Source organism: Marinobacterium sp. NO-S09, assembly GCF_059179545.1.
The window spans coordinates 563,726-575,646 of the sequence record NZ_CP168954.1 but is presented as its reverse complement, the minus strand read 5'-3'; the positions used below and the strand labels follow the sequence as shown (position 1 = coordinate 575,646).

General features: G+C 49.5%; 9 protein-coding genes. 6 read left to right on the top strand and 3 right to left on the bottom strand.

The genetic code is table 11. The features are described 5' to 3' along the window. Positions 1-86 precede the first annotated feature (86 nt). Positions 87-2,360, top strand: coding sequence for a diguanylate cyclase (locus O3C79_RS02875; protein ID WP_494384722.1), 2,274 nt, complete (start codon positions 87-89; stop codon positions 2,358-2,360). Here the strand turns inward: O3C79_RS02875 and O3C79_RS02870 are convergent. From O3C79_RS02870 to O3C79_RS02860, 3 genes are all read right to left on the bottom strand, one after another. Further along, positions 2,333-2,476, bottom strand: a complete 144-nt coding sequence (locus O3C79_RS02870) for a hypothetical protein (RefSeq protein ID WP_494384721.1) — start codon at positions 2,474-2,476, stop codon at positions 2,333-2,335. The genes O3C79_RS02875 and O3C79_RS02870 overlap by 28 nt on opposite strands. A gap of 650 nt (positions 2,477-3,126) precedes the next feature. Continuing rightward, entirely contained in the window at positions 3,127-3,705 is a 579-nt protein-coding gene (locus O3C79_RS02865; RefSeq protein WP_494384720.1) for a hypothetical protein, read from the bottom strand. A gap of 52 nt (positions 3,706-3,757) precedes the next feature. Then, entirely contained in the window at positions 3,758-3,979 is a 222-nt protein-coding gene (locus tag O3C79_RS02860; RefSeq protein WP_494384719.1) for a hypothetical protein, read from the bottom strand. A gap of 135 nt (positions 3,980-4,114) precedes the next feature. Here O3C79_RS02860 and O3C79_RS02855 point away from each other — a divergent pair, with 135 nt between their 5' ends. The 5 genes from O3C79_RS02855 to ahpC all read left to right on the top strand — a co-directional run bounded on the left by O3C79_RS02855 (position 4,115) and on the right by ahpC (position 11,857). After that, a complete protein-coding gene (locus O3C79_RS02855; protein WP_494384718.1) occupies positions 4,115-4,888 on the top strand; it encodes an HNH endonuclease in 774 nt (257 codons plus the stop codon). An 85-nt stretch (positions 4,889-4,973) separates the two neighbouring features. After that, on the top strand, positions 4,974-6,134 hold the full coding sequence (locus O3C79_RS02850; protein ID WP_494384717.1) for a DNA cytosine methyltransferase: 1,161 nt from the start codon (positions 4,974-4,976) through the stop codon (positions 6,132-6,134). 8 nt (positions 6,135-6,142) lie between these two features. Beyond that, positions 6,143-9,103: an ATP-binding protein gene (locus O3C79_RS02845; RefSeq protein WP_494384716.1), complete on the top strand. Its 2,961-nt coding sequence runs from the start codon at positions 6,143-6,145 to the stop codon at positions 9,101-9,103. After that, positions 9,096-10,991, top strand: coding sequence for a response regulator receiver domain (locus O3C79_RS02840; RefSeq protein WP_494384715.1), 1,896 nt, complete (start codon positions 9,096-9,098; stop codon positions 10,989-10,991). The genes O3C79_RS02845 and O3C79_RS02840 overlap by 8 nt, the downstream gene beginning before the upstream one ends. Before the next feature lie 308 nt (positions 10,992-11,299). Beyond that, positions 11,300-11,857, top strand: a complete 558-nt coding sequence (gene ahpC / locus O3C79_RS02835) for an alkyl hydroperoxide reductase subunit C (protein WP_474537508.1) — start codon at positions 11,300-11,302, stop codon at positions 11,855-11,857. Positions 11,858-11,921 lie beyond the last annotated feature (64 nt).

Genomic DNA, 11,921 nt, shown 5'->3' with positions numbered 1-11,921 from the left:
GCCATAAAAACGCCTGTTTAACCCACAGATCACATAACTCTGCATATACTGTGTGGGTACTCAGCGATTTAGATGGCGGCCGCTTGATGTTCAGGTTTGCCCTTAGCCTTTATGGCATGTTCCAACAGGCCACTCGATTGAGCCTGGTTTTTTGTCTGTACCTGCTGCTGCAGCTGTGCACATCTTTTCTGCATGCCGAAACCCTGGATTTGAACCAGAACTGGGAATACCGCTGGGGTGACTCCCCGTTCCAGAATGGTGTGCCCACCTGGACCCTTGAGTCAGACCCCGGGGCCTGGCGAGCCATCGACTTCCCTTCCAATCCTCCTGATCGCAATGGGCAAGAACAGGTCTGGTACCGCACGCTGATCACTGATGGCAACTGGCGCGACCCGGTGCTCTACATCTACAGCGTGGATCTCATTACCGAGGTCTACATGGACGGTCAGCGCATCTATCATTACGGCGAATTCGATGCCGAGGGACGCGGCCAATTTGAAGGCTGGCCCTGGCACATGATCACCCTGCCGGCAGATATGGCGGGTAAGCCGATCTATTTCCGGGTGTTCAGCAACTACCTGGATATTGGCCTCTGGGGCGAAGTGAAAGTGATGGAACGCACCGCGCTCTATCAACGCATTCTGGAAGGCTCCATGTATAACCTTGCGATTGGCGCCTTCAGCCTCATTGTCGCGTTGCTGTGCCTGCTGTTCGCGCCGTTCAACAGTGAACGCATGAGCCTGCTGTCACTGGCGCTATTTTCCTTTTCCCACGCAGGCCTTGCCATCAGCGCCAGCCAGGCTAAACAGCTGCTGTTCCATAACCCCCTGCTGTGGGAATACATCAGCGCCGGCTGCTACTACATCATGCCGGTTGCCCTGGCCCTGCTGCTGCGCAGTTGGTACCACGAACGCTATCCGAAACTGTTCAACCGCCTGGTCGCCCTGTTCGGTGCCTATTTCATTGCCGCGCTTGGGTTGTCATTAGCCGGCATTACCAGCCTGGCCAATACCTACCCGCCCTTCGACATGCTGTTCGCGATCTGCGTACCCAGCATGTTGCTGGTAGTCGCGCGCCACTGGCCCCATGCCACTCGGGATCAACGCCTGCTGTTACTGGCCACCAGCATCATGACGCTTCTGCTGCTGCTCGATATGGCCGTGGCACACAGCCTCTTGCCATGGGGCCAGGTACCGGTGGGCATCGGCTCCCTGCTGTTCTCACTCGCCGTGGTGGTGCTGTCGCTGAACCACTTTTCCCGTACCCAGAAAGCGCTGGCCCGCCTCAATGCCACGCTGGAAGTCAGGGTGGCTGAGCGTACCCAGGCACTGGAAGAGCTGGCCCGGCGCGAAGCCCAGAGGGTCAAGGCGCTGGAGTTTGCCAACCTCAAACGCAGCATGCTGGATGAGCTGGTTAGCGAGATGGAAAGCCGGACTGATATCGAGCAAGCGCTGGAGTGTCTGTACCACCGCACTGAAGACCTGTGCTCCCCTATTCCCGGGGCACTCTACAAATTCAATGCAGATGAGCCTCTGCTGCCAGAGAGCCAACGCTGGGGCGACGCCCGCGACTTTCCCGCCAACCTCGATATTGAGGCTGATTCAATCCTGGGCAACCGGCACCTGATGCTGCGCATTCAGTACGACACGCCACTGGAGCAGCGCAAGCTGGAAGCCATCCTGCTACTCGATTTCAATGAAGAAAGCGCACTGGTAGGCGAACTCAGCCGCAACACTCTGCAACTGCTGTTCACGCGCGCCATCGAGCGCATCAACCTGACCTTGTCCAAAGTCGCGCTGCAGCAGTTGCTGAACCGCTTTTCCTATGAAGACGCCCTGACAGAGCTGCACAACAGGCGCTATCTGGACCAGATGCTGAGCCATGAGCTGGCCAGAGGCGAACGCACCCAGACCGAAGTCGCCCTGGTGATCTGTGACATCGACCATTTCAAGCAGCTGAACGACAATTACGGTCACGCCGCCGGCGACCGTGTACTGCAGATAGTCGCCCAGCAACTGCGGCATGCCTTTCGCAGCAGTGACATTATCTGCCGATATGGCGGTGAGGAGTTTGTGGTGGTGCTGCCTGATACCGGCCTGGAAGATGCCCGTCTGCGGGCTGAACAACTGCGCATGGGGATGGCAGCCAAATCGATTGTGATTGAAGGCGACCGGATCGGCTCGGTGACCCTGTCAGCAGGGGTCAGCAGTGGCCGCGCCGGCACTATCGACGCAGACACACTGCTGCAGCAGGCTGACCAGGCACTCTACCGTGCCAAACAGAGCGGTCGTAACCGGGTACTCACTGCCCCGAACGAGGGCGGAAGCCCTGATCAACGCGGTGCTGTGGTACAGACCTGATCGCCGTAGTAGTTGTTGCTGTAATTACATTGCGGACAACCCTGAGGCTTGTCTGCCTTGCTGCGTGTTGCCGGTTTGCTGGCGGTGGTGTCGATGTAACGAAAGATGTTAGCCATGTTCCTGCTCCGTTGGGAAAGTGATGCAATCAGGTTAATCCGCCGGCTCATGTTTTAGAAATTTATTGTTTATTTATTATTGATAGCTATTAGCTATTTTAAAAAGCGGCCTCTTTTCGAGCACCAACAACCGGCCCCGGGCGTAACCTCAGCCAGGCCAACCCCATCCGCACCCTTTCCCCACTTCAACCAGCCTGTTTGCCCTTAAAACAAGCCAATACTGCTGCGAATCAGGCAATACAGCGTTCAGCATAGCCCTCAGATTTCATGCTCATATTTTGTCCAGTGGAAAACTTCATTAACAGGATGCTACACAGGCAGCCACATAGATACCCACAGGATAGTCGCGATACCCACAGACAATCGCAACGACATCGAAAAGATTTATACAGGTAGATGGATACTCACTGACCAGTTTTACAGACCCCGTATTTCAAGGGCTTAAGCGAGATGTGCGGACCTGTTGCTATGAGGTTTTCCACAGAACTATACAGAGAAAATGGGGGTAAGTTACGAAAGCATTGCAGTTTCATCGAGTTGAAGATGGGTAAGTCAAGGAAGATATCAACAAAGCAGAAGAAATACCCGGCTGTGCATAAATGGAGATTCAGGGGCCCTTGTTGTAATTACTCACAGAGCCCACAGGGAGATCAGTGCGCGTGTGGATTCTGCCCTTTCGCCAGCGCCAAGTGATGCGACTGGTGGTGCATGCCCACCGTCATCAAGCCGATAAAGCCCAGCCCGCGAATACGCTCAACATCCTCACCGACAGCCTTCAACACCGCGCCATTCTCAATCAGGTCGGCTGATAGCGCCCAACCTTCAACCCCGTTCATGGCCCCGGCATGCGCGGACACCATTGTCTGAATCGAGCGGACCACATCCGTATCCTTCGCTGTCACCCTGAATTGTGCGCCACCAGGCAAGGCTTCCGTAACAACCTCGGCCCTCAGCGTCACGTTATCCATATCGATCAGATGCTGACGCAACGCCTCGATATTCACACGGCTCCAATCGGTATCCGGGTCCACCATCAGCGTCGCCACCACCTCCTGAATCGCCGCAAACGCTGACTGACCCGACTCCTTCAGCTTATTCACCGAGCTGGAGTCCATATGCTCAGCATGTGCATGCGCTGCCTGGTGGTGATGCCCGGTGTTATGCACCGCCTCGGCCTGAAGCCCGGCCGCAAACAGCAGCGCGCCCAAACCCGTTCCCCATCGCTTCATCACAACGACCTCAATACTGTCAGTAAGATTAAAGGGAGTATAAGCAGGAAGCTCAGTCGCCGCCGCCATCACCACCGCCGTCGCCACCACTTTCAGACCCACCGCCCATCTCACTCCCCCCCGCCTCACTGGCACGGGATCTACCGGAACGCCGCCCTCTGCGTTTACGTTTCTCAGGCGTAAGCCCCCGAGCCGCCCGTTGGGAGCGAACACGCAGAATGATGGCTACGACAAAGCCGGCGAAAATCAGGAGAGGGATGAGATCAGAGTCCATTGGAAGTACCCGTGTGATATGTGTCTATGAGGGTTAGACTACATCAGTCGCGTTTTGGAACAGAGGCCTGTTGACCAGGCTTGGTCTGTATATCCCATTTACAAGTACTCGCCGCGAATCTCAGGGAAGCTTTGTATGTCACGGAAAGATTGGACGCCTGAACAAGTCAAACTGGCCTTTCATCTCTACTGCCAGCTGCCATTTGGACGTTTGTACCAGCACAACCCTGAAATCATTAAGTTGGCCAACCTAATTGGACGAACCCCGTCTGCGGTTGCTATGAAGCTGACGAACCTCGCCAGCCTCGATCCAGCCATCATCGCTTCAGGCCGCAAGGGACTGAGCGGTGCGTCAAAGCTCGACCGTGCGATTTGGGATGAATTTCATGCGGACTGGGAAAAGCTTGTGCTGGAAAGCGAACAGATTAGAGCCGACTTAGAAGGTGAAAGCAGTTCTCAGCCAAAGGATGAACAGGCAACTATAGAAGCACTTGAAGACTACACGGGCGAAACACGTACCCAAAGCGTGCAACAACGAGTCAAACAGTCCTTCTTCCGCCGCGCCGTGCTATCCAGCTACAGCAACCGCTGCTGCATTACAGGTTTGTCAGTACCGAGCTTACTGATTGCCAGCCATATCGTGCCCTGGAGCCAAGATAAGGCACATCGACTTAACCCCAGTAACGGCCTTTGTTTATCCGCACTATATGACCGAGCCTTTGATCAGGGGTTAATGACGTTCGATGAAGACTGGCGAGTTGTACTGTCTCCCCAACTAAAACAGCCAGAACCGGCTGTGGAGCACTTTTTCGTTTCGATTGAGGGGCAAAAGATTGAGCTACCTGATAGGTTTAGTCCTGATCCGGTGCTGATGGAGAGGCATAGGGAGACTGTTTTTCAACGGGATTAGACCTGTATCCATGAGTACATGCCGCCAAATGAAGACAGCACTAGCCTCCCCCATCCTCTACAGTTGAAGAATTATCTTTTCCTTTATGATAGTCATCAACACATTTAGAATCATCCGGTTATATGTAACCCATCTTGATTTTGGCGCCAAATACGTGCAGATGTGTAAGAAAAATAGTCAACTAACCGCTGTGGACCTGTTCGCAGGTGCTGGAGGTTTCTCTTGTGCCGCCCTGAACACTGGCTTTGATGTTCGGGCGGCAGTCGAGTTCGACAATGCGGCATGCCAATCCTACCGCCATAACATCGTAGCTAAGCACCCTTCACTTCGCTTGTACGATACAGATATACGTTTTCTTACCCCAAAACGCCTGATCCAAGAAAGCTTTCCTGATGGCAAGAAATGTGACGTTCTGCTCGGGGGCCCCCCTTGCCAAGGCTTCTCTTCACACAGGATAAACGGTGCGGGTATCAACGATCCCAGAAACAACCTTGTACTCCGCTATTTCACATTTGTTAGAGCTCTGCGCCCCAAAGTATTCCTAATGGAAAATGTACCGGGGATGCTTTGGCCTCGCCATAAAGTTTATGTAGAAACTCTTTATAAAATGGGCGAGGCAGCGGGTTACTACATGCATCCGCCTGTTACGTTAGATGCAAGAAACTTTGGTGTACCCCAACGCAGGTTGCGCGTATTCATTTTAGGGGTCCGAAAGCGCCTCAAAGATAAAATTGTGTGGCCTCCCATGCCAACACACGGAAACATCAAGCCTGTAGATGAAGGCAGATCCCTTAAGCCATGGCGAACGGCTCAAGATGAAGTATTTGGAATACCTTTTCCTGAGAGTGACCCAAACGATATTCATATGAATCATTCCCAGGAGATTATTGAAGTTTTCAAGTCAACTCCTATTAATGGTGGCAGCAGAAAGGACTCGAATCGGGTTTTGAAGTGCCATCAAAATCACAATGGTCATAATGATTGCTACGGTAGAATTAACCCTAACGAGCCGGGGCCAACTATGACTACAGCTTGCATCAACCCTTCTAAGGGGCGGTTTGTTCATCCAACCGAACACCATGGTATAACAGTAAGGCAGGCAGCCAGATTTCAAACGTTCTCTGATGATTTCGTGTTCATGGGGGGGCTAATGGCCTCCGGAGCACAAATTGGCAATGCGGTTCCCATCAGGCTCGGCGAGGCTCTACTAAGCACAATCCAAAAGGGGCTGGCCGATAAAGAGTAAGGAATACTATGGTCACAGCTACAGCTTTTAAAACAAGGGCACGAACCATTGATCACCTTGGTCGTGAGCAGATTGCAGACTGTCCTACCGCGATTTCTGAACTCTGGAAAAACGCATACGATGCGTACGCTCGCCGGGTCGAACTTCACATATTCGATGGAGAAGTGGCGACTGCTTCCCTAGTAGACAATGGACACGGGATGAGCCGTGAAGAGTTCGAAGACAAGTGGTTAACGATAGGCACAGAGTCTAAAGCCGTCGACTCTACACCCACAAGAGATGACCGTAACGGCCTTCCCATACGACATAAACAGGGTCAAAAAGGCATAGGGCGACTGTCATCGGCGGCTCTAGGCTCACTTTTGCTGATCGTAACAAAACGAAAGGCACACTCCTTCACGGCAGCACTTATTGACTGGAGGCTATTTGAGAATCCTTTTCTAATGTTGGCTGACATTCAAATTCCTGTTGTCGAATTTGAGAATAGCAGTGACATTGACACTCAACTCCCAGGCATGTTCGACACGTTAATGAGCAACATTTGGGGAAATGGAAAAGACGAAGCGAGAGACAGTCGCTTGGTTGCAGCCTGGCAAAGCTTTGAAGCTATAGAAGCCTCGAGTGGAGAAGAGACTCTTACAACAAAAGCTAAAATAGAAAACACCGTCATTAATACTTGCTTTGACGAACGACAATTTTCAACATGGGAAGCCTGGAACGGTAAGTCCCCGAATGGGACTGCTCTGTTCATGTCGAGCATCCATGACGACCTTCAAGCCCAGATATCTGCCAATTCCAGAGAGGATGAGGACGCACCGGCAAAACGTGCGAAAGAGCGGTTACACCAAACCCTATCAAACTTTACCGATCCATTTTCATCCCAAGAGCATTTTTCAGAAGTACAGTTTCAGACCGCTGTCTATGGCTGGAACGGGCATATTTGCCGGCCGATAATGGATGAAACGAGGGAATTTGACATTACCAACCTCGAGAACCTCGAACATGTCGTCGATGGTGTTGTTAATGAGGAAGGTATCTTCTCCGGTCGGGTCAAAGTGTTTGGAAAATGGGTCAATGATATAAAGATACGCCCACCTAAGTCCTATACAACAACTCGAAACACCCGGTTTGGACCGTTTAACATCAAAGTAGGGGCTTATGAAGGGACCTATTCGAGGTCATCTCATACCAAAGAAGAGCATAGCACCTATGAAGAGTATGCCGAAAAGTACAGCGGCTTGATGCTGTATCGCGATGACCTTCGAGTTATGCCGTACGGTCGGGAAGACAATGATTACTTTGAGATTGAAAAGCGCCGCTCTAGCCACGCAGGTAGATACTTTTGGTCTAATCGCCGACTGTTTGGCAGGGTCGCCATCACTAGGTCAGGTAACCCTAACCTCAGGGATAAAGCTGGGCGAGAGGGGCTTATAGACAATAAAGCTTCGAAGCTGTTTCGAGATATTGTCGAAAGCATTTTGATAACTACTGCTGCTCGCTACTTTGGTACGGATTCCGAAGACCGACGCGACATCATTGGCGCGTTGAAAGCTCAAAAAGAAGAAGAAAAAGCCATACAAGACAGAAGAAAGTGGCTTTCAAGTGAGCGCCGACGTGTGAAGTTCGCCATCAAGTCGAGGAGAGAAGACTTAAAAAGTCTACTTTCTGAAGTGGAGTATCTGGCAAGCTCTGTAGCAGAAACTTCAATTTCGACCAAAGAGCAGGCCCAAGAACTCAAGCGAGAAGTTACGGACAGAACAGCAAGCCTAAAGACCTTTTCCCTTAGCCCGGTACCACCAAATTTAGGATCTATACAAGACGACTACCGGGAATATCGGCGGGCCGAAAATCGTACACAAGCGCTTCTGGGTGACCTTCATACAACCGCGAATAAAGCGCTTGAAAAATTTTCCCCAAAATCATCTCTAGATGTCCTGCAAGCGGAGCTACAGAGGAATGCAGCTCACCTACATGCGAGCATTCGCAAGTTAGCAAACGAAGGCCGAGAGCTATTAAGTTCAGAGCTTGGTACATTTAATGATTTAGTCGACGAACAGAATAAAGCGTACCACCAAAGAACAGCACCAGCCATCGAGGATTTTGAATCCGGCGTGATTGAACTGCACCAAGCCCTAGAAACTCTGGATTACTCATACCAAGTTCAAGACTTTGAGAATAATCAAAAGCTAAAGCCATATATTGCTGCTCTGAAAACACTTAAAGAGCAAATTGATATCGAAGGATTGGCCTCACAAAGCGTCAAGGAAAACCTTGAGCTAAGGAAGGAAGCAGACCGGCTTCATGCTTTGGCTCAGCTAGGCATTACCGTTGAGATCATCGGACATGAGATTGAAGGGCTAGACTTAACAATTGCACGAGGCCTGAAGCAGCTCCCGCAAGATGTACAAAATACAAATGCTTATAAAGATGTGGTACTAGCACACCAAGGCCTAAGCGAGCGATGGAGGTTTTTGTCTCCCCTTAAACTTTCAGGGGAGCGTACTAAAGCCGTCATTAGTGGGGAAATGATCTTTTCTTATGTGCGCAAGTTCTTCGGAGAAAAGCTGGAGGATAGCGGAATAGAACTAACGGCCACGGACGATTTTAAAGGCTTCAGTATATACGAGCAACCTGCCAGGATTTATCCTGTCTTTATAAACCTCGTAAACAACTCACGGTACTGGGTTAAAAACAACGATGGAAAAGAAAAAAAGATACTGCTGAGTGTCAAATCAGGTACTATAATCGTTTCCGATACAGGTCCTGGGGTCGATGAAGAAGACTTTGACCAACTATTTACACTTTTCTTTACCCGAAAATCTCGTGGAGGAAGAGGAGTTGGTCTTTATCTCTGTAGGACGAACCTCCAAGCAGGAGGTCATAAAATAAGGTACGAAACCGTACCTGAAGAGAGAATACTAAGTGGCGCTAACTTTGTTATCGAGTTCAAGGATGCGAACTATGAATAATCTCGCTCATACAAAAGAATCAGCGCCTGTAAATTACACCTCATTTATAAAGCAGGCTTTCATTGACCCTATCCGCACGGTCTCTATTGTTGATGATGAATATCCTACCCTGGACTGGTTTCTTGGCCAGGAAAGTGAGCTTCTCAAAAGAGGATGGGCAAAAGGTCAGGAAAATCCCACCAAAGCACTTGAAAATATTAAGAACCTACAGGCCTTGATAGCAACTTGTAGGGACAAAGCTCATAACTGGCTAGTAGATGTATATGATGGCCAACCAGATACAGATAGCCAAGAGGAATTAAGATTTCCTAAACATCTACATCACAGCGATCTCTTAGTATTGGATTATCATTTAAATGGTGAACAAGAAGGAAAAAGTGAGCTCGCACTCGGAATCCTTCAACAACTTTCAGAGATTGATCACTTTAACCTCGTAGTCGTACATACGAAGGGATATCAAAGCGCAATAGGTAGTACCCAGCCTATCGTAGAAGATATCGTAACTAGTCTGCTGCGCTCACCTAATTTTAAAAAAATACCTGACACCCTTTCAGATAATATTGAAGAAGCTATAGACGAGTGGGAGGACGAGAGCCCTGGGATCAGGGGCGATCTTATAAAGAGCATATCGGCAATTGATTTATTATCCATGTATCGCGACTTTGGATATATTAAAAACGACAAAAGCTGCATGGGCTCAAAGTATGCAAGTGACTTTTGCACGATAATATCAAATAAGCCAAGCCATATTACCATTAACGAAAATCATCTCTTTTGGTTTGTATTATCAAAATTAGTTGACACTATGTCCGAATCATTCAATGAAAATGGAGTTAATCACGTAGACTGGTGTGTTAATGATGAAATAAATTGGATAAGAACCGATAGAGTATTCATTACTGTAGTTGGGAAAGATGTAGACCCTTCAACTATACCTAATCGTTTGCTCCATGCTTTAGCAGCCTGGAACCCCCACCCTCATAACCTTTTATTGGCTAAGCTACGACATGAAATTGATGAGAAGGCAGGGCCTATTACCGAAGGTATTGTAGGTAAATCACATGTTCAGGCTCATTGGTTAGGAGAACTATTGGAGGCACAGCCTGAAGCATTGTCAACAACCGCTTGGTCTATTTTAGAGAAACATTGGAGTGAGCTCGCCCTTAGCACCAAAGAAACTTTGTCAGATTTCGCGCTTTCAGTAATTAATTACCTAAAAGAGCACGGCCAAGTTGAAGAAATTAAAAAGAGATATAACAGCTCTGAAGCTCATGCGGATATAAACCAAGTACTGGCCCACGCGAACTGCTTCAATTGCTCTACTGCAGTTGTGGGGTACCACCTAACCACCGGTCACATACTCAAGTTAAAGCAAGGAAAAACCCCTCAGTACTGGCTCTGTCTTACACCTGCCTGCGATGTTGTACCTGGGCAAAAAGAATCGAAACAGTTAAAAAACAATGTCCCAATCAAGCTAGTTCAGTTGTTTGAGGCAAAAAATGCGTTAGCTCAAGATGGACAAAGCCTGAGCGACGACCAAGCTTTGGAAGAAGCATTAAAGATAGCTAACCGTAATGAGATGCTATTCCTAAACATGGACGAAAAAGTTCAGCCGTTCTGTTTTTCAAGCAAACCAGGTCACGCTAATCCGAAATGGCAGCAATTCTATGCACTAAATAATGGTGTATTTCAGAGTGGACACAAACTTAGGATCTCTAGAATGGTAGCCAATGAAGATAGCGAGCTATCTGTAGAAACCCTAAACACTGAAGTTATTTGTCAACTTCGCTATGAATATGCGTTGAATTTGCTTCAAAAACTCGGTGCCTCCTTGAGTAGAATTGGGCTAGACTTCTCGTCACTAACGACACCAACTGAAACCGGCTAAATGACCGAGAAGCTAACGAAAAGTCAGCGTTCACTAACAATATCACGCATTCGGGGGAGAATACCTCTCCCGTAACCTGCTTTATCACATGGCCGAAGAGCCTCCGGTATTTGCCATAGAGTCCGGAATAAGCTTTTGATTCCCTCTGAAAATGGGTAGTTACTCCCCGAAACCCAATCATTTTTAAATAGTCTCTGACTATCACCCCAATCACTACCATCAATTTTACGAATTCAGCTCACGTCGGTACTATGTCTCCAACTTCTTAAGCAACTACTCAAATGTGCAGGAGATTCAATCACATGGGTATCGTTAACACCGAGATCAAACCGTTCCAGGCGACTGCGTTCAAACAGGGCGAATTCGTAGAAATCACTGAAGCGGACGTTAAAGGCAAGTGGGCAGTATTCTTCTTCTACCCGGCTGACTTCACCTTCGTTTGCCCGACCGAGCTGGGCGACGTTGCTGACAAGTACGAAGAGCTGCAGAAGCTGGGCGTTGAAGTCTTCTCCGTGTCTACTGACACGCACTTCACCCACAAAGCGTGGCACGACTCTTCCGAGACTATCGGCAAGATCAACTACTACATGGTCGGCGACCAGACTGGCAACATCACCAACAACTTCGGTGTGATGCGTGAAGGCCAGGGCCTGGCAGACCGCGCTACTTTCCTGATCGATCCGGAAGGTGTTATCCAGGCAGTTGAAATCACTGCTGAAGGTATCGGCCGTGACGCAGACGACCTGCTGCGCAAGGTTAAAGCGGCTCAGTACGTTGCCGCTCACCCGGGTGAAGTTTGCCCGGCTAAATGGAAAGAAGGTGAAGCTACTCTGGCTCCGTCTCTGGACCTGGTTGGCAAAATCTAAGATAGATCTGCCGCGTCGGCTTGCACTGGCCGGCGCTTGATCATCGCTCGGTCTGTCCAGCTTC

What these genes read in the sequence shown, in the direction of transcription:
- O3C79_RS02875 (WP_494384722.1), top strand. Translation starts at nt 87, where the DNA reads ATGTTCAGGTTTGCCCTTAGCCTTTATGGCATGTTCCAACAGGCCACT.
- O3C79_RS02870 (WP_494384721.1), bottom strand. Translation starts at nt 2,476, where the DNA reads ATGGCTAACATCTTTCGTTACATCGACACCACCGCCAGCAAACCGGCA.
- O3C79_RS02865 (WP_494384720.1), bottom strand. Translation starts at nt 3,705, where the DNA reads ATGAAGCGATGGGGAACGGGTTTGGGCGCGCTGCTGTTTGCGGCCGGG.
- O3C79_RS02860 (WP_494384719.1), bottom strand. Translation starts at nt 3,979, where the DNA reads ATGGACTCTGATCTCATCCCTCTCCTGATTTTCGCCGGCTTTGTCGTA.
- O3C79_RS02855 (WP_494384718.1), top strand. Translation starts at nt 4,115, where the DNA reads ATGTCACGGAAAGATTGGACGCCTGAACAAGTCAAACTGGCCTTTCAT.
- O3C79_RS02850 (WP_494384717.1), top strand. Translation starts at nt 4,974, where the DNA reads ATGATAGTCATCAACACATTTAGAATCATCCGGTTATATGTAACCCAT.
- O3C79_RS02845 (WP_494384716.1), top strand. Translation starts at nt 6,143, where the DNA reads ATGGTCACAGCTACAGCTTTTAAAACAAGGGCACGAACCATTGATCAC.
- O3C79_RS02840 (WP_494384715.1), top strand. Translation starts at nt 9,096, where the DNA reads ATGAATAATCTCGCTCATACAAAAGAATCAGCGCCTGTAAATTACACC.